Source organism: Paraburkholderia sp. DHOC27, from assembly GCF_003429005.1.
In the GTDB taxonomy this organism is placed as follows: Bacteria; Pseudomonadota; Gammaproteobacteria; order Burkholderiales; family Burkholderiaceae; genus Paraburkholderia.
This window is the reverse complement of record NZ_QVQV01000011.1, coordinates 175,966-198,790: the sequence shown is the minus strand read 5'-3', so window position 1 is coordinate 198,790 and position 22,825 is coordinate 175,966. Positions and strand designations below refer to the sequence as shown.

Below are 22,825 nucleotides of genomic sequence, written 5' to 3'. Positions count from 1 at the left end.
CGCAACAGCACACAAAAACGGCCCACAAAAAACAAAACCCCAAGAGACCGCGATCTCTTGGGGTTCCGCCGCCATTGCTGGCGGAGACGGAGGGATGCCAAATCGCCCGGAGAGCCTTTACAGTCAAGGCTCTGAGAAAACCCCTTTCCGCTACCCATACCTCTACCCATACAAAAAAAGACCCATTTTCCCGGTCGTCGGGACAGGCGAAATGGTAATTTCACCGCCCAAAACACAGTTCGAATCCCGCTTTGTCCGTCCCGATTGCCATTTGTGGTGACCAAGTTACAAACCAAAATCGTCCCGGAAACGATCGATTTGATGCATCCGCTCGTGGAGGATCGTGACGATGCCGACGTTGCCGTCGGAGAGAAGGCGCCAATAGACAAAATGATGTTCGTAACGGAAAAAATAGCCCTGAATGCCGAATTCTGCCGGGATGGGACGTGAAGGTGTTTGGTGATCAGCTATGCCATCAAAGGCATCGAACAAACCAGAAATGTAGCGATCGGCCTGCTCCGCGCCCCACCGATCGCGAGTATAGCGATAAATTTCGTCGATTCTGAAAGACGCTGCTTCCTGAACGCGAACCTGCACCTTTGGCATCCCGTCAGGCCCGGTTGCGCGCGATCACATCGGCCGCCGTCAATGGCGTATACGACGATTCGGGAGCGGCATAGGCGTGGACCAGTTCAGCCTTGAGCCGCTCGAATGCTTTCGCCTCCTTGTGTTCCTTATCGCGCCGAATCAGATCTCGAACATACTCGCTGACGTTCTCGTAGTCGCCATGTTCACCGACATTCGCGGACACAAAATCGCTGAGCGGCCCGCTGAGGCGAACCGTCATCGTGGTAGGGGTCGTCCGAGACATAGTCTGCTCCAAGTACATTGCCGTATTCAATATACTCAAAAACGAATACGAAGGCAACCGTACTACGGGGCCGTACTACGGTGCCGGATTCTTTCGGGCATCGGCAAACAAATACATCGATCTTCTCCGCGAGCTTTGCGGCAGCCGTGTACGGCACATTAATAACGGACAGTCCCATTGACTGTTCGAGACCGCCGAAAAATGAGTCCCTCTCTCATGTCGAGCGCATGACGGTGACAGAACGTCCGCCCCCGCCCCGAACACTTTCGTTCAGGATGCCCGACGGCATCTCCACCAGTGACCATCCGATATCGGGGAACTGTAACGCTGCCAATCTGAGTGCGGGGCCGAATCCGGCGTCCAGCGAGACGGAAGCGGAATATCCAATCGTCACCGATCCGGCAGTGCCCCGCGCGAGCTTCCTCGCGTAATCCCCGGCCCGTACGCAGTCGTCCACGATGGCACGCGCGAACGGCAGAAATCTCGCACCCGCCGTCGTCAGTTGAACGGTCCTGCTTGTCCTGTGGAACAGCGGAAATTCCAGTTCGGCCTCCAGCAGCCCGATCTGACGTGTCAAAGGCGGCTGCGCGACATGCAGCCTCTGCGCGGCACGCCCGAAATGCAACTCGTCGGCCAAGGCCACAAAATAGCGCAATCGTCTCAGGTCCAGCAGATCGTTCTGCCCACACGATCGTCACCTGCCTATGCGGTATGCTGCTGCGTGCTTGACCAGCCACGCTCGTCCCTCGCCGCTCCAGGCACATCCTGGCCCGGACATGACGCAACAGACGCGTTCACCGCGGGAATACCTCACACCACGCCCAGCAGCCTCCACCACATCCAGTCCAGGGGCAGGAGGGCAATCACCGTGATCGACGCAAGGCAAAGGCACAACCTCGTCCCGTCCCGCAGGGAAACGCCGCCCATATGCATCGCGATCATCATGGGCGGCGACTGGTACGGCAGGAAAACCGTTGAGAACACCGGCACCTGAAGCATCAGCACGGTGTACAGCGGCAATCCACTCGCATGCGCGAACTGCCCCGCCACCGGAGTCAGAACCGCGGGCAGTCCCGGCAATGTCGTCAGCAGTCCGATGCATACGCCAGTCAGCTCAAGCCAGATCACGTTCGCGAGCGTGTGGCTCGGCATCATATGCACCCAGTGCAGTATCAGACCGGCCGCCCAGCCCCCGAGCCCGGATTCCGAAATCAGCGCGCCGAGCCCCAGAAATCCGGCGACGTACACGAGTGGCGTAACGTGGACCTGCTCGCTGAAGTCCTTCGCCGGCACGATTCCCGTCTGCGGAAGCAGGCACGCCACGCCAGCGGCGAGGCTCACCCATGCAGGAGAGATGCCATGCCAGAAGTCGGTCGCATAGCACAGCAGCGACAGTCCAAGGATGACTGTGAGCGTCCATTCCCGTCCCGACAGCCGCCCGTCAATCGCTTCAGGCCGGGAAACAGACTCGACGCGGTCCGGAAACAAGCGGCAGATAAGCCAGACAAGGACAACGGTCTTCAGCGCGCCGAGCACGGGAAAATGCAGGAGAAAGTACGGGCCGTAATGCAGGTGGACGCCATAGAGTGACTGCGCCGCGCCAAGCAGCACCGAGTTCGGGATGTTCGCGGGCAGGATCGTCGTCGGCGGCATGTAGCTTCCCGCAGCGACCGCCATCACCAGTCCCGTGCGCCCGCGCCGTCCGGGCCCGAAACCCAGGCGGTCCGCCAGGGTCAGCGCGAGCGGCGTGAGCAGCAGGACCCGGCCCGTCGTCGACGGCATCACGAACGCGAGGGCTACGGCACCGAGCGCGACCGCGGCAACATAGTGCCCGTATGTGTCGATCCTCGCGGCCAGCAGGAAATTGCTGAAACGGCCCGCGAGCCCTGTCACACGCACCGCCACGCCCGTTATCGCGCCGCCGAACACCAGCCACCAGGCGGGAGACGAAAACCCTGCGAAAACCGTCTGCGCCGGCGCGACACTGAACAGCATCGCGAAGAGGAAAAACAGCAGCGTCGTGATGGGCTCTTTCAGCAACCCGAGCGCCCATGAACAGACCGTGAAGAACACAACGATCGCTGCCTGGGACATAGCCACCGGATAGCCGCGGATGAGCGGTACGTATCGCGTCAGGAAGAGCGCCGCCACCACCCACAGGATCAGCAGGCCCGTGCCGATCTGCTCCCCGTAACGCGCATGCACCGACCTGCGCCCGGGTTTGCGCGCAGGTCCCTCCACTTCGACCCCGGCTGCCTTCAGTTCACCCACTGTCGTCTCCCACCATCGTCTCTTCGCTCAACTGCTTTCATCATAGGCAGTTGTACAATGGCGATGATTCGACTGACAGACATCTTCTTACGAAAACATGCCACGACGCGATACCTGGGATCCGCAGCCCAAGAGAGTGCCCACCCGCAAGGAGCCGGTCATGGCGCACCTGCGCCTGCCGCCGCCGGACGGCATCATCGAGTGGCACCGGCACACCTGGGGGCAGCTCGCCTGCCCGCGGGTCGGGAGCATTCGTGTCAGCGCGCCCGGGATGATGTGGATCGTGCCGCTCTGGCGTGCGGTGTGGATTCCGCCCGGCATCGACCACCAGGTGGTCATGCTCGGGCACGTCGAGTTTCACGCGCTCTATATCGAGCCGGGTGCATCGCCGCTGCCGCCCGATGCGTGCTCGGTCATCGAAGTTTCGGACCTGATGCGCGTGCTCACCGAATCGGTCGCCGGCAGCGCGCCGGCTTCGCCCCGCCACCGGTCCCTCGCCATGCAGCTGCTGCTCGAGGAAATCCGCGAGGCGCCCACGCTGCCCCTGGGCCTGCCCTTGCCCACTGAACGGCGGCTGCGCACGCTATGCGCGGCCATGATGGAAGAGCCCGGCTCGGACCGCACGCTCCAGGAATGGGCCCGCGTGGTCGGCGCGAGCGACAGGACGCTGGCCCGGCTTTTCCAGGGCGAGCTGAATACGAGCTTCGCAATCTGGCGCCGTCAGCTCAGGCTCTCACGCGCCATCGACCTCATCGGCCGGGGCGTCCCTTTGCACGTGGTCGCAGCTGAACTCGGCTATGCGAATGCGCCGGCCTTCTCCACCATGTTCCGGCACGCACTCGGCTTCCCGCCTTCACAGCTCGCGGGCACGTCGGGCGCGCGACGCCTGTAATCGATCATCGGGACCCCTTCATGCGCGCCGCGTCGCGAAGCTCGCCGCCAGCACGGTTATGGGCACCGCGGGCTACGATGGATCCCTCTTCAGTCAGGAGCAAGCCGTGAAAGTATCCGCTGCCGCGAGTTCACGCCAGACCGCGCGTGGGGTGCGCTCGACATCGCGACGATGCAGGGCATCAGCGTACGTCTGCACTGGACAGACCAGCCGCACCGGTGGCATGTGAACGACGGCGAAGAGATCTTCGCCGTGCTCGATGAAACGTAGACATGCATTATCGTGAGGCGGGCGAAGAACGGGTCGTCACGCTGGCCGCCGGAGATGTCTTTACGCGGGAGTTGGCTGCGAACACGTCGCCCATCCGCGGGGCGAGGCGCGCATTCTCGTTGTTGAGCGCGAAGGCAGCGTCTGACTGACGGCACCAAAGGGGACCGGGGGGAACCTGCATCTGCGTTTCTCACCGGTCACTTCTTCATGCGCCTGGCTTGACGACCCGTTTCGCGCGCACTGGCGTGCCCTCGACGCGGTGCGCGGGTCACTCCACAACCCTGCAGATACCCCAGGCGGTTCTGAGGATGTCACCGGTGCGCGGCACGGTATCCCCGGCCGGGCGCGCAAGGAAGGTCACGACGTTTCCGTCCCGATCCGTGTATGGCCCGATGTCCACCACCTCAAGCTCGAACACGTCCGCATGGATGCGCGAGCCGATGGATGCGCTTGTTCGCTCCCGCTGCGCCAGCGCGGTGGCAAGCGTTAACCGCCGGGGCTTGTCCGCTGCCCGGGGAACGTCCACGAATTCACTCTCTGGCTGCACAGGCATCGCTATGTCACGCTGCTTTCGTTGCTTGAACGGGTGGCTATTGTAGCAAGCACGCGCCCTGCGACGAGCCCGCGGCGGTGCCGCCGGGGATTCTCTCATCAGCAGCAATGGCCATCGCGCGGTCGCCTGATTCATCCCATGCCGTCACACCGTTCGCACCCGTTACCGGCGCCGCGACAGTAATACGCGGCACGGCAGTTTCCCCTGATGGACTGACCCGGGATGCAAACCGCGTGGAACGTCCACGGACGATGAGCCCTGCACCGGCTTCCGGTTGCGGATCTGGCCGTTTCGCCCACGATGACCCGACTGACGGGCGATCGTGTTGCATGTGACGGCCAGCGGGACGTCTCCCGCCACTCACGTTGCGGGCCGGGCTTTCGTGCCTTCGCACCGGGCCGCCTGCGGCGTCCCGGCCCTGCCGGGCATCAATCCCTGACGCAACCCCCTTTTAACCCCTGAAAGACCTGGTCAGGTGGAGGCCGCACAGGCGGCCCCCACGATCGCGCTCGCCGCGCGGCGGCTCATCCCGGTCAAACCCGGAGCTTCGCAGCCGCCTGCCCCCTGAGTTCCCGCCCGACACCCGCGACCGTAGCCGATGGCCGCCCGGTGTCAAGGGACGAGGGACCGTGTTGCCCGCACCCCTCCCTCGCCTTTTTCCTTGACACCGGGCGGCCATCGGCTCCTTCAGTCGCACGGGCGCGAACTCAGGGGACTGGCGGCAGCACTGCCAACCCCGGGTTCCACCGGGACGAGCCCAACCCCTACGAGGCGGGCGGAATCTTGGGGCCCGGTCAGCGCAACACCCCTCAACCTTTTTGCTGTGGAGAGTGTCATGCAACTCGCTTCCTCCTTCCGTTACGGTTCCCCGATGCTCCGTTCCGACTCGCCGCTGTCGGACGACCAGATCCGCCGTGTCGCTCCCTCGATTTTCGCGGACGGCAAGCACGAAAGCCGCTCCGAACGCTACACCTACATTCCCACCATCGACGTGCTGCGCGGTCTGCGCAACGAAGGCTTCCAGCCGTTCATGGTGTGCCAGACCCGCGTGCGCGATCAGGACAAGCGCGAATTCACCAAGCATCTGATCCGCATGCGTCCTGCGAGCGAAATTACCGGCGAGGACGTCAACGAAGTCATCCTCCTCAATTCGCACGATGGGTCCAGCGGATTCCAGTTACTCGGTGGCGTCTATCGCTTCGTCTGCCAGAACGGGATGGTTGCGGGCGAAACCATCGGCGAGGTCCGCGTCCCGCACAGGGGCAACATCGTGCAGAACGTCATCAACGGCGCGTTCGATGTGCTCGACGGCTTCGATCTGATCCGCGAACAGAAGGACGGCATGAAAGCCGTCACGCTCGACCGCGACGAACAGTACGCGTTCGCGCGCTCCGCCCTCGCGCTGCGCTACGACCCGTCCGACACCGAAGCACCCGCCCCCGTCACAGAAAGCCAGTTACTCGCCCCGCGTCGCTTCGAGGACCGCCGGGACGACCTCTGGACCGTATTCCAGAGAACGCAGGAAAACCTCACCAAGGGCGGCCTGCACGGACGCTCGCGCAGCGGACGCTCCATGTCCACGCGTCCCATCACCGGCATCGACCAGAACGTGAAGCTCAACCGAGCGCTGTGGATGCTGGCTGACGCCATGCGGCAGATGAAAGTGTAGCGACCACCGGGCGGCGCACCACGCCGCCGACCATTCATTGATCAGGACTCCTTTCCGGGTCAAGTCCTGACTCATCCCGCAATGCGGACCCGGAATCTTCTTTCCAACTTTCTGGAGCCAGTCATGCAAGCCCAAGTCGAAACCCCTGTCGTTGACACCGCCCACCCGGCCACGCCGCTTGAAACCAGTTTCGGCAACGAGCAGCCTGTCGTCGCCGTGCCGTATTCGAGCCTGCACCCCTCGCCGCTGAACGCCCGCACCCGACCGCTCTCGGGCATTGAGGGCCTCGCCGCGAACATCCGCGCCAAGGGCCTGTTGCAAAATCTCGTCGTTCACGAAATGAAGGGCGGGCGCGGCAAGCAGCGAAAATACGGCGTCTGCGCGGGCCAGCGCCGCGAAGCCGCGCTCGACCTCCTGTATGCGCAGAAACACATCGCCGCCGATTACTCGGTGCCGGTACGCATCGTCAGCGATGGCGAAGCCCTCGCCATTTCGCTGATCGAGAACAGCGAACGCGAAGGACTCGATCCGTTCGACGTGCTGCGCGCCTACCGGATGCTGGCCGAGGAAGGGCGCAGCGTCGATTACATCGCTGCGCTTTTCTCCGCGTCGCCGCTTACCGTGAAGCGCCGCATGAAGCTCGCCAACGTGTCACCAAAGCTGCTCGGCCTGCTGCGCGAGGACGCGATCACGCTCGACCAGCTTGCCGCCCTCGCCCTCGCGGATGACCATGAAACGCAGGAACACATCTGGTTCGATGCGAACGAGTGGCAGCGCCAGCCGAACTATCTGCGTCAGGCGATCACGCGCGCCGAAATCGATGCGAGCCGCAGCCGCCTCGTGCGCTTCGTGGGCCTCGCCGCCTATGAAGCAGCGGGCGGGTACGTGAGGCGTGACCTCTTCAGCGATGATGAGAACGCCGGTTACATCGCAGACGCCGAACTGCTGCAGAAGCTCGTCGCGCAGAAGCTCGATGCCGCTGCAGAAGAAGTGCGCGCCGAAGGATGGGGCTGGATCGAGACACGTGTCGAGCGCGACTTCCTCGAACTGAACCGCTATGGCAGGCTTCGCCCGGTCCAGCGCCCGTACACGGATGACGAGCAGAAGCAGATGGATGCCCTCACCGCACAGCAGGACGAACTGGCTGAAAAACTCGAAGCCCTTTCGGAGGACGACGAGAGCGCCTACGAGGAAGCCGACCGCCTCAACGAGGAAATCGAACGCGTCAATGCGGCGCTCATCGCCCTCGAAAGCGTCGCACTGGTATGGGACGAAACGCAGATGGCCGGGGCGGGCGCATTCGTCATCGTCGGACCGCAGGGTGAACTGGTCATCGAGCGCGGCCTCGTGCGGCGCGAGGACGCCAGCGTCCTCGAAGCGGCGGGCGCAGACGTGACCGGCACGCCCGAGGCACAGGCGCACGATCCGGTATCCGCACAGGCACCGAAGCTCCGGCCTATTCACAACGCGAAGCTCTGCCAGCGCCTCACCGCCCACCGTACCGCCGCCATCCATGCAGAACTGGTCGCGCAGCCCACCGTGGCGCTCGCTGCCCTGCTGCACTACCTGGTGCCAAAGGCACTGCCCGAGCACTTCGGGCGCACGTCCGCGCCCGACTTCCTCGCGCTCACCGGCACCAATAACCAGGACAGCCTGTTGCGGGCCGCAGACGACCTGGGCACCAGCCCCGCGTGGAGCGCCGTCGAGGCGCAACGTGCGCGGTGGATCGCAGAATTGCCCGCGAAGCGCGCCGACCTGCTGCCCTGGCTTGTCCAGCAGGACCCCGGCACGACCCTGCTTGATCTGCTCGCGTTCTGCACCGGCACCCTGCTCGACGGGATCACGGGCGAAGAACGACCCCATGCGATCAACGCGCTCGCGGGGGCGCTGAACCTCGACATGACGCGGTACTGGACGCCGACCCGCGCCACATATTTCGACCACGTCAGCAAGGCGCGTATCGCCGAAGTCATCGCCACCGCCGTGTCACCGAAGGCCGCAGCCGACCTCGAAAAGATGAAGAAGGCCGACGCAGCGGCCGCCGCCGAACTGCGGCTCGCGAAAGTCACCTGGGTGCCGGAAATCTTCACCGACCGGGAAATTCCCGCCGTCCCGTCCTGGAGTGGCCGGGATGGCGAGGAGGACGAGGAGGACAGGGACGAAGACAACGACAGCGGCACGGACGGCGATGGCGCAGATAGCACAGACGGCACCGACGCACAGGACGGCGACGATGCCGCTGCGGAACCCGGCACCGGAGCGGAGCACATCAACGACACGCCACCCGATACGGCACCCGTGAACGCCCCAACCAGCCCGCACTCGCCGTGGCCCTTCCCGACTGCTGACGGCGTGAGCATCGGACAGTCCGGCCCGCTCTCGGCCTGACGGCAATTCCCTGCGAACCCTGCCCCGTTGCCTGGGCAACGGGGCAGGACAGGCGGCACGGCCTTGAGTCCTGTCCACGGGTCACGGCCTGCTGCCTGCGCACCTGACCTCAACAGGAGCAATATCATGTTCAACCGCATCCGCATGACCGTGGTCGCGATCAATGCTGAAGGCTCGCCCGACCTCTATCTGACCTTCGTTCACGCCACTGACCTGCAATACGGACACGGTCTGCATTACGACATGGCAATCGCGCGCGCCGAGGACGAAGGCTATCGCGCCCCGATGATTGCGTTCGACCACAATGACGCGGCCGCTGGGGCGCTTCGCCATGCCCTCGCTTTCATGCGGGGTGAAACCGACGAAGTCTGAGCCGCGCGGGCAGACGGCTCGCCGTTCTGCCCTTCGCAGCCCGTGACGCGCCTGCCAGCCACAGGGGCGGCCTTCGGCACCCCAACGGCCTGACGGCTCGCCGCACGGACAAAAACGCTTGATGTTCCCGCGCAACCGCGCGTGAATGATGTCGTCGCAACCGTCTTTCAAACGCAACCGGGAGATCATCGTGAGCATGCCCGACCTGCCAGCCGCCGCAAGACGGCAGATCGCTGAAATCGCCAGGACCACGCCCGGCATCGAAACCCTCGAAACCCGCTACGCTGACCGGCTCGACTTCCATGACACCGCCGTCTGGTCCATCAAGGCCGCACTTGAAGCCGCCTACCTCGCCGGGGCCGCCGCCGCGAAAGAGATGGCACGGCAGGGCGGCACAGCATGAACACAACTGCAGCCACCGGAACGGGCCAGGGGCATCTGAGGCGCGCCGGGCAAGCGACGGGCTCGCGCCGACGGGTGTCCCGTACGGCCTGTACCCTCCAGGCTTCGTGATTCACTGCCGCCTGGCGGCGCGCGGCACCGGCGAGGTGTCGCCTGCCCGGACAGGCGGCGAGCCGTCCGCCTGTGCCCAATGAATGCCAGCCCACCAGCCAGCCACGCCGCCCGCGCCCGCCGCCAGCAGCACGACGACCAGACCGCCCGCCACCAGGCCGTAACACGCCCTTACCAGGCGTCGCATGGCGACCCGCTCGAATGACGCGAGTGCCGCGTCGAGCCGTTGCCGCTGCTCACGAGCCGAGGCTGCCGCCGCTCCCACGATCCGGTTTCCGGCAACACGCGCAATCTCGTTTGCCGCCCGCTGCGTGAGCGCCGACAGCGCCTTATCGTTCAGTGCCGCAAGCGCCGCCCGGTAGCGCGCCTCGTGCTCGGCGGTCATCCTCTCCGCCAGCGTGATCGTTTCCTTGCAGCGTGCGAGCGCCTCGCGGTGCTGCACCATCAGGGCCTGCGTCGCCGCGTACGCTTCGGCGCGGGCGGCATCGACGCCGCCCGCGCCCGCCTCCCGGATGCGCTCCGGTATCGCCTCGTAGAGGCGCACGTAGTATTCGAGCACCGCCAGCACCGACCACAGGGCATCGTTGTCCCGCAGGTTCAGCGCCGCCGACACGCGGCGCATGCGCAGCAGGCTTGCGTCATCCGGTGGTGCGCCGCTCACTTCGAGGAAAAGTCGCTCGAGCGGATCAGCGGGACGCGTGCGACGTGAACGCCGTTCACGCATCGCCCGTCACCTGCGAGAACATCGCGTCGTAGCACGCCCGCCAGCGCAGCAGTTCAGCGCGCTGCCCGATGGGCAGGGTTTCGACCGCCTTGCGTACCGACAGTCGCTGGCTGCGCAGATCATCGGCCACCCGGTCCGCGAGTTCGGGAAAATCCAGCGACCGGCCCTTCGCCTCGATGCTTTTGCGCAGCTTCGAATCCTGATACAGCACGAACCGTTCAGGCGCACCGTAGTAGCCATTGCGCACGACATGCACCGTCGCATCCGGGAACGTCTCGCTGAACTGCCGCAGCAGTTCGAGACTGTCGCGCTGCCGGTTGATGACCCAGAAGACGACGAGCCGACGCCCGAGTTCATCGAGTGTGCTGCCCAGTGTCGCGCCGTAGCGCGTAACCCCATCCTGGTTGCGCGCCGCCGTGCTGACCACCACGACCGCATCGCGATGCCCGTCGCAGTAGTTCACCATGTCGATCCAGCCGCCCGCCGTGTCCAGATCGAACGATGCACACGCAATCTCTTCGTGTACTGCGCGCATCACGTCAGGATTCGACGTGTCGTTTTCCACCAGCACAGTATTCACGCCCCGGCGCTGCAGGTGATCCACGAGCGCGAGCGCGACCACGCTCTTGCCGACGCCGCCTTTGCCACCGCCGACGAGATAGATGGGGTTGACTGTCGTGTCGACTGTCTTGTTCATGGTGACTCCCTACAGGTCGTCGGTGTCGGGCCGGATTGCAAATCCGAGCGTGCCCTGCACCGGCATGGGTTGTCCGGTTACGGTCCTTCCCCCATCCTTGCGGACCTGATTCTGACGCGGTGGACTGTCAGGCGAACGCGCCACTGATGTGCCTGGCGGTGCCGCTGCTCTCCCGCCTGACGCCGCGCGTGTACCGTTCGCGCCGCCGCCCTTCCCGGCTGCACGCAGCCCGTACCGGATAGCGCCCGCCGTGATGTCGATTCCATGCGACTTCGCATGCTCCGCGATCTGCTCCAACGTGTAGCCCTTCGCCTGCGCCGCGCGTACGCGTGCGCGCATCTCTTTCATCGCATCGCGCACCGTGACGCCGCGTTCCGCATCGGGCTTCTCGGGCAGCGCGTCGAGCGCACGGGCAAACGATTCCCATTGCGACTTCGTATAGACCCTCGCGACAGGCATTGTCACCCTCCCATGCACACCTTCCTGCGCGCCGTTAACACACCGACCTGTCACCATCCTGCGCACAGCAAACGCACCCGTCAACTACCTGTTTTCGCGCAGCAAACAGATACGGGAACGCATGGGACGTCATGGGAAGCGGTGAGCACAACGCACTTTTTAACGCCTGTCGTACACGCGCGACACATGCGCTATTGATGCCCCGCATTGACGCCCCGTTACGCATCGAGGTTCGCTCGCGCTACGCACCGGGTACGCATGGTGTGGCCTCACGCTACGCACGGACGTCGATCATCGATAGGCAATGGATGAGTATCGACAGCGCAAGATCAGCGAACGTGGCAGCGACGTGGATCGGACATCCATAACACCCGACCTGTAAATGGCCTGCGACGCGGCGACGCCAGACCTGCACCCGGTATCGCGCCGTTTCTGCACACGTCACACGTGCGTTTAGCATGACGACATACGCACAATCGTGGGCATGCCATGCGCAGGGAATGGACCGATAAACGCGAAACTACTGCGCACGGGAAGCGCATCCGTTTGCGCACCGGCATACGCATTTCGTTTGCGCCCGAAGCGAGACCTCTGCGCAGCGGTTTCGCACGGCCTTCGCACACGGCTCGTACGCCATTCGGACGCGATACTTCGGGGCCTGAACAGAGGTTTACGCCGTGACGGAAACCTCTGCGCAAAACGTTTACGCCGGGCGACAAAAAATGCACCGAAAACACGGTATTGCAGGATAGGCTCGCGCCGGTTTCGGGCGCCACGCGCAAACGTTACGCCGTAACGGGGAATTGGTTAGCGCTTGTGCGACGTGCTGGCAACATGGGCGCCTGAGTTGCCAGTCGAACTTAGTCCAATGCATGGGACACATGCTTGCATAGCGGTTTATCAACGCGCGCATCACCCATCGGTCACATCGTCGCTTACGCGACAACGTCAGCCGATTCGAAAACGTTCGCGTAAGGGCACTCGCGTCGTCTCGTATACCGGCCACCAAGGACACCTGGCCGGTGACGTCCCCTTCCGATTATGTGCAGCGACCATCCGGGGTACAGGATTGCCTTTTGCGATTTCGTCGCTAGAGGTCGCGCAATGTCGCAATGTCTGCGAGGCGTAGGGTCTCGTCCGAGCTGCGAGAATCGACCGTCAGTTAAATTGACGGTTCGATATTGAGCAAGCGAGGAGCGTCCGCCGTCTGCGAACCCGCCAAGATCGACCAAGAGCACTCAGGTCATTCATATAGAGCGAATCACTGCGCGTCGAGGCCTTTCACAGTCGCGCTCAGACAGCTAATTTGAGCCTCCACAATTTCCGCCCGCGAGATCACCTCTTCGCAAGCCTTCGTTGGATGCAACCGACCGTCCAACGCACGCTGGAACAGTTTGAAGCACAGCGCGGATTCGATCGCGCGAATTCGTCTCCGCACCACGGTCGGATCGACGTTCAGGCGTCGTCCGGCTCCCGCATAGCCGCCACCACGGGCAACCGCAAGGATGTAACGGAGATGGCTCCAATCAATAGGCGGCATCTTTTTCAGCTAGACGGAAATTCTTCGCGTTGAAAGTACGGGTCATCCGTCAGATGCGGCTTCTTTCGCCATATGACCGTAGTCAGGAAAAATTTGCGTGTACAAGTCTTCCCCGAAACTGGTCTGAAGCGGCTCCCCTGGAGATACTTTGAACGTTCGCTTACCGCCTTCGCGCCGATCCGCGCGAAGAAATACAGCTTGATCTTTCATGGCTTCGTAAAGACCATGGGAAAACTCATACATATGCGTCACGAAAAAGACCTTCACGCGCCGTTCCACCAGTGCCTGTACTATCTGCCGCGCGACCTCCGAACCCTCGCGCTCGTTGGTCGCAGCAAAGGACTCGTTGAAGAGCACGACCGAGTCTGGGCGTACATGCTTCGCGATCGCGTCCATTCGCAGTAGTTCCTCGTCGAATTTTCCGCTCGTCATGGACGCGTCTTCCTCACGCTTGTAGTGCGTGAACAGCCCATCACACACGTTCGCGCCGAAGGACGTCGCGCCAACCACCATTCCAGCCTGCATCATCATCTGGGCGAGACCTATACTACGCAGGAAGGTTGATTTACCTCCTTCGTTTGCGCCGGTCACCAGAATCAGATCTGCTCCGTCTGCGTGCGCATCGTTGGGAACAACGGTCTGGATCCGCAGCGACAGACATACGTCATAAAGACCCATACACGAATGCCGGCGCTCTTGTACTGGCGAGGGAACCGGATAGCACACGGGCCGATTTTTGGCGTCGAGGTCGCTGATAAGATTGAGGCAACCGAGATAGAAGGCCAGTTCAGACCGAAGCATACGAAAAAAACTCAGTACGTGATCGACAGACTGAGCGACGGCGTCTGCTGCGAGGTTGATGCCCCGGACGCGTAATACCGAGAGCGCCCGGGCACCCGCGTCATCCCGCTCCGCGATATGGAAGGTCAGCGAAGGCGGCTTGCGTCCAAAAAATCTTTTGAGTACGTTGCCTTCGGCTTGATCAGGCATACGCAGGATGTATGAAGTCCCCTTGTTTCCCCGGCCAAGCGCGGCGCTGATCAATGTGCCCTTGCGAAATTCCAGTTCCGTCAGATGTCTCCGCAAAGTTTTCAAATATTCGTCAGCGAGTTCCCGCTGGATCATGGTAAAGAATGTGATGAAACCTTCGGAGCGAAACCTTCCGATGGACAGATCCGCCAAATCGCGCAGTTTCAACAGCACGGACATAAAGGCCTGCATCAAGTCTAGTGCGGTCATCAGCATCGCGTCCGGGTAGACAAATAAACCGAACTGGCTCCTCTTCTTTGTTTCTATCGCTTCAATCGAGACGCGGTACAACTCACGCACTGTGTCCGGGTTGGCCACACAATCGCGCAGCACGTCCTGCCGGTACGTAATCTGCTGCGGCTCCCTCAGACTTGTCATCACGGCCGTTTGCACAACGTCGAACAGGAAGCCGTCGTCGTGAGCCATTGCGGCAAACAGCGTCTTCAGTTCGAGATCGTCGATAAGTCCGTCGGAACCCCATGGCAGATCCCCGTCGACCAGGAAATCCTGATCCCTGTACATCAGATGTGCTTTCATGGCTGGATCAGTTCTCAGGATTCAGAAGGCGTAGAGCCGGTAGTCAGACCGATACTGGCGCCCGCAAAAGCTCGGCAATCAAAACTCATTTAGCGCTCCTCGAACTGTCGTTCGTTGCCCACGGAACAGCGGGGCCGGGATTGGCTTTATTCAGTTTTCTTTCTAAACCGCACCGCGCATTCCCCCAGCGATCACCTGTGACGGACAATCCTACAAACGTCCCGTCGCCGCGAAAGCGGTTTTCCCTAGGCAACTACCATACGCTTAACTTGGTGTGTCGGCTGACGGCAGGGGCCATGTCTCAGGCGTAATTCGGTCAATGGCTGACAGAGTGTCTGTTTCTGTTGCAATGTAACAGTGGTTACATTAATATCGTTCTAACCAATCGCCGACACCGGATCTGCCCCCTATACGCACCGTAGTGCGCTCCGGGGATTCAGGCACCTGTAAAGCTGATCTCTGCAGCCCCGGTTTCGCAAGACTAGCCACTGTCGCCGAGACGATAAGGATGCCTAATCTGGAGTCTGAATTCGTAAGTCTGGCGAACGATCTCTGCTGGCCCCTCCCGCGAGATGCCGAAATCACGCGTGGCGCTCCCGGAAGCTGGCACCCGGAAGTTTGTCGCCGATCCCGGGACGATCACAGTGCTGCCCTAACTGAAACTACGTCAGGAACGTCATGACCAGATTGACTGTACTCACCTACAACACCCTGTTCGCAGGTCGCGACGATCGCGACGACCGCCGCGCTGAGGCGCAAATCGGACTGATCAATGAAGCCGGGCCCGATGTCTTCCTGATGCAGGAGGCCCGGGGGTTCGATGCCCATGGTGGCGCATGGCTCTACTCGCTCGAAGAGCGAATCGGTATGCGCGGCTTTCTCGCCGTCGCACCACGGACTGGACAGAATGTCGCCATCTTCATCCGCGAGCCACTCAAGCCGCTGAGCTTCGAGACTGATGGAGACCACTTCCACCACACGCTGGCCACGCTCGAGGTTGCCGCCCCCGGCATCGAATTGCCTTTAACATTCATGAGCGCCCATCTGTGTCCCAACGGCCGCCAGATCCGACGTCGCGAAGCCGCATACCTCGCCGTGCAGGCCGCACCGGACCGACTCACACTTCTTACTGGGGACTTTAACTCGGCATCGCCCCACGATCCGGAGCCCCATGACTGGGCTGAACTCGCGCCCCATCACCGTGCGCGCTACCTCGCTGATGATCTTGTGGGCATCGATCGGAGCGTCCTCGCACACCTTGAGACGGCGGGATGGGTCGACCTCGGTCATCGCCTCGATCCGAACAACACGCCGACTGTCCCAACCGCGGCCTACCGCAACGTCGAGTTCGCGACCATGCGTTGCGATTACCTGCTGGCATCCGCCGCTCTCAGCAAGGCGGCCCGCAGTTATGGGGTCATCCGCAATGACATCGCTGACAGGGCTTCCGACCACTATCCGGTGCTTGTGACCTTCGAGTTGTAACGTATGAACAGGCGCAATCACCACGTGCCGTATCTGATGCCGCTGGCTCAGCGGATCAGCTGCGAGCAGTCGAAAAAAGAGAACGAAGAGATGAGTCAACAGGACGAGTCAACGATCGCTGCTGCGCCCGGCACCCCGCAGTCAGGCTGGCTTAACCGCACGGTCGCCGGTGCAGGCCTAACTAGCGCGCTGGGCGACTTCTGCTACGAAACGACCACTGTTATTCTGCCCGGCTTCCTTGCCGCCCTTGGCATTCCCGCCGCGATGCTCGGCATCATTGAAGGCATTGCCGATGCGGTGGCAGCATTCACGAAGATGATTTCGGGCTACCTCGCCGACAGGTTGGGCCATCGCAAAATGCTGGTCCTCATTGGTTATAGCCTGACACCGCTTGGCCAGGTACTGATTGCGCTGGCGGCAGGATGGCCCTTATTGCTGCTCGGGCGCTCGGTGTCATGGTTCGGCAAAGGTCTGCGCGGCCCGCTGCGCGACGCCATCGTGATCCAGGCCGTCTCGCCGGAGACGCGCGGTCGCGCGTTCGGATTTCATCGCGCGGCGGACACTGTCGGTGCCGTGCTGGGTCCATTACTTGGCGTGGCCTTGCTCGGCTGGGCGAGACACCTGCCGTGGCTGGACACAGCCGGCCCCTTCCGCTTAGCCCTGTGGGCGTCCGTGATCCCGGGGGCGCTCGCTGTTGTATCCTTTCTGACGCTCGTGAAGGATCCTGAGCACTCACCGAACCCGGCGCTGAAATTCTTCACGTCACTGCGCGCCTTGCCGTCCCAGTTCAGACGCTATCTTGCCGCGGTCGGCATTTTTGGAATCGGCGACTTCTCTCACAGCCTGCTGATCCTTGCTGCCACGACGCTGCTCGCGCCCAGACTGGGCACCGTCGAGGCGGCGCAGGTGGCGGGTCTGCTGTACGTATGGCGCAATGTCGTTCAGGTCGCCGTTTCCTATCCCGCAGGCGCCGTGGCAGACCGGCTTGGACACCTTCCGGTATTGATCGCCGGGTATGTGCTGGGCGCACTCACTGCAGCGCTGACCGCAGTCGCGTTCTGGGTGCACGTGGACAGCGTGCCGCTCCTCGCTTGTATCTTTTTCGTCGCGGGCCTGTATGTCGCCATTCAGGAAGCGCTCGAGTCGACAGTTACGGCAGAAATGGTTCGATCCGATACGCTTGCCGTCAGTTACGGCGCACTTGGCACGGTCAACGGCATCGCCAGATTCGTTTCCAGCGCAATGGTCGGTACGGTCTGGACCGCGCTTTCACCGATGCTCGGCTTCGCTGCGGCGGGCGTGTTAATGGCAGCGGGAACACTCGCGCTTGCCTGTTCCGGAAAGAAGGCGTAAAGCCAAACGCAAAAGCGGAGGGAGAGTCTGCTATATGTCTTGCCCAAGACTGCCGTTCCGTTTCTTTATACATGTTACGGCCGCTACACTATAATCAGCCCAATGAAATCAACCCAGAACTGGCTCCTACTCACCTACAAGGTTCCCGCGGAGCCCGCAAAGAAACGTATCGCCCTCTGGCGCAGGCTCAAGGGGATGGGCGCTGTTTACCTCCAGAACGGGGTCTGTCTGCTGCCCCGGACCGATGATCATGTCCGGCGCCTGAAAATCATCGAGAACGAGATTGCGGAGATGAGCGGCGACTCCCTGCTCCTTGAAACGGTAGCGCTCGACCGTGCCCAGGAGGAGAAGGTGCTTGGACGTTTCAAAGCGGATCGGGATGAGCAGTACGTCGAATTTCTCGACAAATGCAAAGACTTCGAGGGAGAAATCGCCAAGGAGACGGCCGCTAACCACTTCACTTACGCGGAACTGGAAGAGAACGACGTCGACCTGAAAAAGCTCCAGCTCTGGCTTGAGAAAATCGGCAAGCTGGATTTCTACGGCGCGCCGCTCGCGGCCGAGGCACATAAACGCCTGCAGGAGTGCGAGGCGCTGCTTGAGGCGTATGCGCAGCGTGTTTTTGAGTCCCATGATGAAAATCGCTGACCGGCGCCGGCCGGGCTTCCAGGCAATGCCTGGCTCGCGTTTTGTTTTCAGGCGTCAACGGTAAGAGCGTATAAACCCCAAACATCCTCTGCTCATGACCATTCTGAAGGACTCCTCAAAAGAGGGCACCCCCGCCAGTCGTGTCGCAATGCGTTTTGTGCTGCTGATCGGTGTATTGAGTTTTTTCGCTGATCTCACACACGAAGGCTCGCGCAGCATTCTCGGTCCTTTCCTTGCTTCGATGCAGGCGAGCGCATTTGTGGTGGGCGTCGTCACCGGCTTTGGTGAGCTGGCGGGATACGGACTGCGCTACTTTTCCGGGCGCTTCGCTGATGCCACGGGGCGCTTCTGGCCCACCGCGATTATAGGATATCTAGTGCAGATGTCAGCAGTGCCGGCGCTTTCGCTCACACATACCTGGCACAGCGCTGCGTTCTTCATCATCCTGGAGAGGATCGGACGTGCCATCCGCAACCCGCCTCGCGACGTCATGCTATCCCATGCGGCGAAACACATCGGCGGTTATGGATGGACATTCGGAATCCATGAGGCATGCGACCAGTTCGGCGCCATGTTCGGACCGCTACTAATGGCGGCGGTCCTTTCATACCACGGTAGCTACCAGCTCGCGTTCACCGTGCTGCTGGTCCCGGCGGTACTTAATCTCATTTTCGTGCTAATTGCGCGCTTGCTGTATCCCCGCCCCCAGGACCTGGACGAGAATCAGGCGTCAGGCACCGGTCAGACGCGCTTCCCCGGCAAATTCTGGGTCTATCTTTCGGGTGCCTGCCTCGTGGCCGTGGGCTTCACCGATTATCCGCTTCTGGCCTACCACTTCACTCACACGGGCACCGCGTCGACGCAATGGATCGCAGTTTTCTACTCCGTCGCGATGGCAGTGAGTGGCACGTCGTCGTTGCTGTTCGGTCGCCTCTTCGACCGGTATGGCTTTCGGGTGCTCATCGTCCTGACTCTGCTCGCCTCCCTTTTCGCACCGCTAGCATTTCTCGGAAATTTCTGGCTCGCCCTGGCTGGCGTTGCGATCTGGGGTATGGGCATGGGTGTGCATGAATCGATCATTCCGGCTGCAGTGACACCGATGGTGCCAGGACAACACCGCGCCGCTGCGTTTGGTCTGTTCACAGCGGGATACGGCATTTTCTGGTTCATCGGCAGCGCCGCAATCGGTTTCATTTACGATCATTCGGTTGCCTGGACAATCACGTTCTGCATGGTTTCACAGTTGTTGGCAGTTCCGATATTCGTCTGGGTGGGCCGGCATCAGGCGCCTTTGCAAAATCGCACATAACGCTTTGAATGAAGCGGCCGTATTGCCCAACCCAGTAGGTATCACGGCCGCTAAGACGTTGGTGCCTCGTGCTTAACCAGCGCTGGACGTTCAGATGCAAATCGACGGCGCGCCCGATACAATGTTCCTTCGGAAATTGGCCTGTCCCAGATGTCATGAAGGTGTCTCAGTCGCAATCTTTTGTTAAAGAATCCTCCTACGCCGAGACGGCAGGCGAATCCACTCTGCGCGCGACGCAACGCTGCATGAGAGAAACGGTGACGAGGTCAGACATTGCCGCTGCGCTTTGTACACGGATCGGAATAAACCGGCAGGAAGCGCAGGAGCTGACAGATGCATTTTTTGACATCCTAAGCAATACACTCGAAAGAGGCGAGAACATCAGTCTGTCGAGTTTCGGCGCATTCCGTCTTCGCGAAAAAGGCCCTCGTGCAGGGCGCAATCCCAGAACGGGCAAGCCGGTTCCGATCGAGGCCCGCAGGGTGGTCACCTTCCTTTCGAGCAGGACACTCCGAGCCCGCATCGGGCGTGCGCAATAACGACGGACCCGGCAACTCCGTCGGCTTGTACCGCGCCGGTCGCCCCTGGCCTCGGGATCCACGTTACCCGCATAAGTGTGAATGACGAGCAGTTCGCCACTACCGGGGCGCGCAGACGATGACCGGCGAATCGATGGCAGACGACTCGGTGGCGGATGGTTCAACGACCGCCCACATCCAGACCGTGCTGGGGAGCATCTGCAGCAAGCGAGACTTCGCCCCACGTCGAATGGACAGGGCCACTTCCAGGCACCGCGACGGCACCGGTGCCGAAGCGATGTTCATTCTCGCCCGGGGGTCACGGAAACAGCGACGCTCATCTAGCTCATGCCACTTCTACGCGATTGCTCGCTAACATAACCGCTATGAGTGGACGACCGGCCAGCGCTATCATTCGCGCGGCGCAAAAAGCGCGACAATTCGGCAAGCGCGCATCGGTACACCTCGCGCTTGAACTCGATGATAGCGTCGACGGGCACCCAATAGTTCTTCCATCGCCACGCTTCGAATTCAGCGTGATCAGTCGCACCAAGACAGATGTCACCATCGTGGCCAACCAGCCGGAGAAGAAACCAGATCTGTTTCTGTCCTCGAAAACGCCCAGGCCCACGCCCCCGGCGTCGTATGAGCTCATCGGGGACCTCATACCGCAGCCAGTTCCGCGTTCTTCCCAGCACTTCGACATGCTCTGGGAGCAGACCGGTTTCCTCATGTAACTCCCGGTACATCGCCTGCACTGGACTTTCGCCGTAATCAATGCCGCCTTGCGGGAACTGCCACGCATGGTCGCGCACCCTTTGTGCCCAGAAAACCTCGTTGCGGGAATTCAATAGAACGATGCCGATGTTGGGACGGAAACCATCACGGTCGATCATGGTCGTTCACCTCCTGATTCTGCTGGCCATAGCGAATCCAGTCGGTACTTCAGGGCATGCCGCACAGGACGAAAAATGCTCCTTGCAATTCTCCGACGAGATAGACCAGTGACCGATCTCGCATCTACTCTGTTTCCGTGTGCCTGACGAAACGGCGAGATCGCCGGATATTCTTCCGGTCTCCTTCGGCATTCAGTAACGACACTTCCCCTTGCCACGCAATCAGGCGCCAAGCCCACTGCGTGGCGAAGTGCTGGTAGACAGAGACAGAAAATTTCGCGAAAGAATGCGTACGTTCGCCGAGGACATCCTCGGCAAAGCAACTGTGACGTATCAAAGATTGAGGCGTTCGCAAGGATGCCCGTAGACCTTGGCGGCCCGCGCACCTCAGGGGTGGGACCCGGGAAATCTGATGGTTTGAACTGTTTCATGTTGACGCCTGCTTTGCAAAGTCACGACCCGCGAACATGCGTGTCATTTAGCAGGCATCATCAGCCGGCACCGCCCGGCAGTTAGGGAGAATGCCATCTCCAGTAAGTACGATACGCCTGGACGGGCGCGCACGCAAGTCGAAGCAGGCACTTACGGTACACATCACGACACGCCATCGGCTCGACTCATTGTGTGCGATCGGATGGCATTCCTCGCTGGACAAACGGCCACGTCTTCCAGACAGATATCCGCCGAGGGGTCGAGCAGCACCGCACCGACAACTGCATTCACAGCAAAGCGGGATGCGGCTGGTGTCGGCGTTTCGAGTCATGCTTGACGAATGAACCGTCATTCTCTATGGTTTGGCTCATGGGGGATGGAGTTCCCCTGAACCGCCATCCTGGCTGATGACTCCTACCGTGCATGTTTCTTTTGTGCGGTGGCTTGTCCACCGCAACGGTGGATATGTCATGACGGGTCACCACACGCATCCTCTTTCTTTGCGTCTTCTTTTTGCCGCCTCCATCCAGGAGGCTGGCCCGACGATCCCATGCAAGCGGATCGCGTATTCCTGAAACAGGACTCAGGATCGATCGCGAAGGACGTGGAGGACATGCCGATGTACGCGGATTCCAACTGGCTCACACAGGTCGAGTACGAGTGGTCGTTATTGGCCCGCAATGATGCGAAGCTGAACGTTCAACGTTTCTGTCGTCACGTAACGACAGCATACAAAGCCGGATTTGTACCGCTTGAGTCGGTCGCCACGACCGCCAATTCGCTGCTTATATCCACCCTTCCAGGTGCGCCATCGTCGGGGCGACAACTACTCGAGCAGATTGGCGTTGACCGGCATCCGGCATTGCGCGTCGTCTATGCCTTGTCGCTGATTGCAGGAACCGGCGGTCATGTTGATGTCGCTCAGGGGCACATTATCCTGCACGACGTTCTTCTTGACGCGGAGACGTCGGATCGACTGAAGGGTCTGGCTACGGCCGCACTTGCCGATAGTGCCCGCCTTGGCCGCGGAGGCGACATCGATCTGTCCGTCGCCCGGCAACTGTACCGTCAGGCGTTTGATCTGGGTATTCGGGGGGCTGCCTACAACCTTGGACTGTACTGGGAAGGCCGATGGGGCGACGCTGCACCGGGAGACATCGTGCCCGACATTGCCCAGGCAATCCAGTGGTACAGACGGGTTGCATCATCGGACAAAAGGTGCGACGCACGGCTGAAGATATTGTTGACGCAACCGCCCGCATGAAAGTTTTCTATATCTTCGAGCCTGTTTTCACAGCGGCACGCTGCCCTCCCTGGTTAATGCCAAGCATCGTGGTGCAGCCGGAAGGCCCTTGACCGAACGTGGGCGCTTTAATGCGCGCCAGTGCCAGCGCCCTGC

The 22,825-nt window shown here is 61.5% G+C and carries 22 protein-coding genes, 2 pseudogenes and 2 riboswitches; of the genes and pseudogenes, 13 read left to right on the top strand and 11 right to left on the bottom strand.

Annotated features, from left to right (window positions below; genetic code table 11):
- A partial coding sequence (locus D0B32_RS32800; RefSeq protein ID WP_220444983.1) for a hypothetical protein occupies window positions 1-280 on the top strand: 280 nt, incomplete at its 5' end.
- Between the two features lie 5 nt (window positions 281-285).
- Here D0B32_RS32800 and D0B32_RS29435 read toward each other — a convergent pair.
- The 4 genes from D0B32_RS29435 to D0B32_RS29420 form a co-directional block, all read right to left on the bottom strand.
- A complete protein-coding gene (locus tag D0B32_RS29435; RefSeq protein ID WP_117337846.1) occupies window positions 286-606 on the bottom strand; it encodes a type II toxin-antitoxin system RelE/ParE family toxin in 321 nt (106 codons plus the stop codon).
- Window positions 607-610: 4 nt separating this feature from the next.
- Window positions 611-871 carry an addiction module antitoxin gene (locus tag D0B32_RS29430; protein WP_117337858.1) on the bottom strand — a complete coding sequence of 87 codons (261 nt, stop codon included), beginning with the start codon at window positions 869-871 and terminating at the stop codon, window positions 611-613.
- 214 nt (window positions 872-1,085) lie between these two features.
- Window positions 1,086-1,526, bottom strand: coding sequence for a LysR family transcriptional regulator (locus tag D0B32_RS33145; RefSeq protein ID WP_310591215.1), 441 nt, complete (start codon window positions 1,524-1,526; stop codon window positions 1,086-1,088).
- A 155-nt stretch (window positions 1,527-1,681) separates the two neighbouring features.
- On the bottom strand, window positions 1,682-3,142 hold the full coding sequence (locus D0B32_RS29420) for an SLC13 family permease (protein ID WP_117337844.1): 1,461 nt from the start codon (window positions 3,140-3,142) through the stop codon (window positions 1,682-1,684).
- Between the two features lie 160 nt (window positions 3,143-3,302).
- On the opposite strand from D0B32_RS29420, the gene D0B32_RS29415 reads away from it, so the two are divergent.
- Window positions 3,303-4,034, top strand: coding sequence for a helix-turn-helix domain-containing protein (locus tag D0B32_RS29415; RefSeq protein WP_259295209.1), 732 nt, complete (start codon window positions 3,303-3,305; stop codon window positions 4,032-4,034).
- A 114-nt stretch (window positions 4,035-4,148) separates the two neighbouring features.
- Window positions 4,149-4,449, top strand: a pseudogene (locus tag D0B32_RS29410) (cupin).
- Between the two features lie 123 nt (window positions 4,450-4,572).
- Here D0B32_RS29410 and D0B32_RS29405 read toward each other — a convergent pair.
- Window positions 4,573-4,857 (bottom strand): hypothetical protein, encoded by a 285-nt coding sequence (locus D0B32_RS29405; protein ID WP_117337842.1) that lies wholly within the window; start codon window positions 4,855-4,857, stop codon window positions 4,573-4,575.
- An 835-nt stretch (window positions 4,858-5,692) separates the two neighbouring features.
- Between D0B32_RS29405 and D0B32_RS29400 the strand changes: the two genes are divergently transcribed.
- The 4 genes from D0B32_RS29400 (at window position 5,693) to D0B32_RS29385 (ending at window position 9,689) form a co-directional block, all read left to right on the top strand.
- Entirely contained in the window at window positions 5,693-6,526 is an 834-nt protein-coding gene (locus D0B32_RS29400) for a DUF932 domain-containing protein (protein WP_117337841.1), read from the top strand.
- A gap of 123 nt (window positions 6,527-6,649) precedes the next feature.
- Entirely contained in the window at window positions 6,650-8,914 is a 2,265-nt protein-coding gene (locus D0B32_RS29395) for a ParB/Srx family N-terminal domain-containing protein (protein WP_117337840.1), read from the top strand.
- Window positions 8,915-9,040: 126 nt separating this feature from the next.
- The gene (locus D0B32_RS29390) at window positions 9,041-9,286 is read left to right on the top strand and encodes a hypothetical protein (protein ID WP_117337839.1); all 246 of its coding nucleotides are present in this window, start codon (window positions 9,041-9,043) and stop codon (window positions 9,284-9,286) included.
- A 145-nt stretch (window positions 9,287-9,431) separates the two neighbouring features.
- The gene (locus tag D0B32_RS29385; RefSeq protein ID WP_404935616.1) at window positions 9,432-9,689 is read left to right on the top strand and encodes a DUF6900 domain-containing protein; all 258 of its coding nucleotides are present in this window, start codon (window positions 9,432-9,434) and stop codon (window positions 9,687-9,689) included.
- 111 nt (window positions 9,690-9,800) lie between these two features.
- Here D0B32_RS29385 and D0B32_RS29380 read toward each other — a convergent pair whose 3' ends face one another.
- From D0B32_RS29380 to D0B32_RS29360, 5 genes are all read right to left on the bottom strand, one after another.
- A complete protein-coding gene (locus tag D0B32_RS29380) occupies window positions 9,801-10,523 on the bottom strand; it encodes a hypothetical protein (RefSeq protein WP_117337838.1) in 723 nt (240 codons plus the stop codon).
- Window positions 10,516-11,220: a P-loop NTPase gene (locus D0B32_RS29375; protein WP_117337837.1), complete on the bottom strand. Its 705-nt coding sequence runs from the start codon at window positions 11,218-11,220 to the stop codon at window positions 10,516-10,518. The genes D0B32_RS29380 and D0B32_RS29375 overlap by 8 nt, the downstream gene beginning before the upstream one ends.
- A 9-nt stretch (window positions 11,221-11,229) precedes the next feature.
- On the bottom strand, window positions 11,230-11,679 hold the full coding sequence (locus D0B32_RS29370; RefSeq protein ID WP_117337836.1) for a hypothetical protein: 450 nt from the start codon (window positions 11,677-11,679) through the stop codon (window positions 11,230-11,232).
- Window positions 11,680-12,940: 1,261 nt separating this feature from the next.
- Complete coding sequence (locus D0B32_RS29365; protein ID WP_117337835.1) at window positions 12,941-13,219, bottom strand: LysR family transcriptional regulator; 279 nt, start codon at window positions 13,217-13,219, stop codon at window positions 12,941-12,943.
- A 42-nt stretch (window positions 13,220-13,261) separates the two neighbouring features.
- Entirely contained in the window at window positions 13,262-14,785 is a 1,524-nt protein-coding gene (locus tag D0B32_RS29360) for a MutS-related protein (RefSeq protein WP_117337834.1), read from the bottom strand.
- 678 nt (window positions 14,786-15,463) lie between these two features.
- Between D0B32_RS29360 and D0B32_RS29355 the strand changes: the two genes are divergently transcribed.
- The 5 genes from D0B32_RS29355 to D0B32_RS29335 all read left to right on the top strand — a co-directional run bounded on the left by D0B32_RS29355 (window position 15,464) and on the right by D0B32_RS29335 (window position 20,119).
- Window positions 15,464-16,270, top strand: coding sequence for an endonuclease/exonuclease/phosphatase family protein (locus tag D0B32_RS29355; protein ID WP_117337833.1), 807 nt, complete (start codon window positions 15,464-15,466; stop codon window positions 16,268-16,270).
- A gap of 3 nt (window positions 16,271-16,273) precedes the next feature.
- On the top strand, window positions 16,274-17,623 hold the full coding sequence (locus tag D0B32_RS29350; RefSeq protein ID WP_259295208.1) for an MFS transporter: 1,350 nt from the start codon (window positions 16,274-16,276) through the stop codon (window positions 17,621-17,623).
- A gap of 102 nt (window positions 17,624-17,725) precedes the next feature.
- Window positions 17,726-18,271, top strand: coding sequence for a Chromate resistance protein ChrB (locus tag D0B32_RS29345; protein WP_117337832.1), 546 nt, complete (start codon window positions 17,726-17,728; stop codon window positions 18,269-18,271).
- 94 nt (window positions 18,272-18,365) lie between these two features.
- Window positions 18,366-19,580, top strand: coding sequence for an MFS transporter (locus tag D0B32_RS29340; RefSeq protein WP_220444982.1), 1,215 nt, complete (start codon window positions 18,366-18,368; stop codon window positions 19,578-19,580).
- A gap of 155 nt (window positions 19,581-19,735) precedes the next feature.
- Window positions 19,736-20,119, top strand: a complete 384-nt coding sequence (locus D0B32_RS29335) for an integration host factor subunit alpha (RefSeq protein ID WP_259295207.1) — start codon at window positions 19,736-19,738, stop codon at window positions 20,117-20,119.
- A 359-nt stretch (window positions 20,120-20,478) separates the two neighbouring features.
- On the opposite strand, the pseudogene D0B32_RS29330 reads toward D0B32_RS29335, so the two are convergent.
- A pseudogene (locus D0B32_RS29330) lies at window positions 20,479-20,994 on the bottom strand (RNA pyrophosphohydrolase); the annotation flags it as partial.
- A gap of 475 nt (window positions 20,995-21,469) precedes the next feature.
- Window positions 21,470-21,535: riboswitch (Fluoride riboswitch) on the bottom strand.
- Window positions 21,536-21,789: 254 nt separating this feature from the next.
- Window positions 21,790-21,850, top strand: a riboswitch (Fluoride riboswitch).
- Between the two features lie 126 nt (window positions 21,851-21,976).
- Here D0B32_RS29330 and D0B32_RS29325 point away from each other — a divergent pair.
- Complete coding sequence (locus D0B32_RS29325; protein WP_259295206.1) at window positions 21,977-22,690, top strand: sel1 repeat family protein; 714 nt, start codon at window positions 21,977-21,979, stop codon at window positions 22,688-22,690.
- The last annotated feature ends 135 nt before the right edge of the window (window positions 22,691-22,825 follow it).

What these genes read in the sequence shown, in the direction of transcription:
- D0B32_RS29375 (WP_117337837.1), bottom strand. Translation starts at nt 11,220, where the DNA reads ATGAACAAGACAGTCGACACGACAGTCAACCCCATCTATCTCGTCGGC.
- D0B32_RS29405 (WP_117337842.1), bottom strand. Translation starts at nt 4,857, where the DNA reads ATGCCTGTGCAGCCAGAGAGTGAATTCGTGGACGTTCCCCGGGCAGCG.
- D0B32_RS29435 (WP_117337846.1), bottom strand. Translation starts at nt 606, where the DNA reads ATGCCAAAGGTGCAGGTTCGCGTTCAGGAAGCAGCGTCTTTCAGAATC.
- D0B32_RS29325 (WP_259295206.1), top strand. Translation starts at nt 21,977, where the DNA reads ATGCAAGCGGATCGCGTATTCCTGAAACAGGACTCAGGATCGATCGCG.
- D0B32_RS29355 (WP_117337833.1), top strand. Translation starts at nt 15,464, where the DNA reads ATGACCAGATTGACTGTACTCACCTACAACACCCTGTTCGCAGGTCGC.
- D0B32_RS29360 (WP_117337834.1), bottom strand. Translation starts at nt 14,785, where the DNA reads ATGAAAGCACATCTGATGTACAGGGATCAGGATTTCCTGGTCGACGGG.
- D0B32_RS29400 (WP_117337841.1), top strand. Translation starts at nt 5,693, where the DNA reads ATGCAACTCGCTTCCTCCTTCCGTTACGGTTCCCCGATGCTCCGTTCC.
- D0B32_RS29345 (WP_117337832.1), top strand. Translation starts at nt 17,726, where the DNA reads ATGAAATCAACCCAGAACTGGCTCCTACTCACCTACAAGGTTCCCGCG.
- D0B32_RS29395 (WP_117337840.1), top strand. Translation starts at nt 6,650, where the DNA reads ATGCAAGCCCAAGTCGAAACCCCTGTCGTTGACACCGCCCACCCGGCC.
- D0B32_RS29370 (WP_117337836.1), bottom strand. Translation starts at nt 11,679, where the DNA reads ATGCCTGTCGCGAGGGTCTATACGAAGTCGCAATGGGAATCGTTTGCC.
- D0B32_RS29380 (WP_117337838.1), bottom strand. Translation starts at nt 10,523, where the DNA reads ATGCGTGAACGGCGTTCACGTCGCACGCGTCCCGCTGATCCGCTCGAG.
- D0B32_RS29350 (WP_259295208.1), top strand. Translation starts at nt 16,274, where the DNA reads ATGAACAGGCGCAATCACCACGTGCCGTATCTGATGCCGCTGGCTCAG.
- D0B32_RS29385 (WP_404935616.1), top strand. Translation starts at nt 9,432, where the DNA reads ATGATGTCGTCGCAACCGTCTTTCAAACGCAACCGGGAGATCATCGTG.
- D0B32_RS29340 (WP_220444982.1), top strand. Translation starts at nt 18,366, where the DNA reads ATGACCATTCTGAAGGACTCCTCAAAAGAGGGCACCCCCGCCAGTCGT.
- D0B32_RS29365 (WP_117337835.1), bottom strand. Translation starts at nt 13,219, where the DNA reads ATGCCGCCTATTGATTGGAGCCATCTCCGTTACATCCTTGCGGTTGCC.
- D0B32_RS29430 (WP_117337858.1), bottom strand. Translation starts at nt 871, where the DNA reads ATGTCTCGGACGACCCCTACCACGATGACGGTTCGCCTCAGCGGGCCG.
- D0B32_RS29335 (WP_259295207.1), top strand. Translation starts at nt 19,736, where the DNA reads ATGAAGGTGTCTCAGTCGCAATCTTTTGTTAAAGAATCCTCCTACGCC.
- D0B32_RS29390 (WP_117337839.1), top strand. Translation starts at nt 9,041, where the DNA reads ATGTTCAACCGCATCCGCATGACCGTGGTCGCGATCAATGCTGAAGGC.
- D0B32_RS29415 (WP_259295209.1), top strand. Translation starts at nt 3,303, where the DNA reads ATGGCGCACCTGCGCCTGCCGCCGCCGGACGGCATCATCGAGTGGCAC.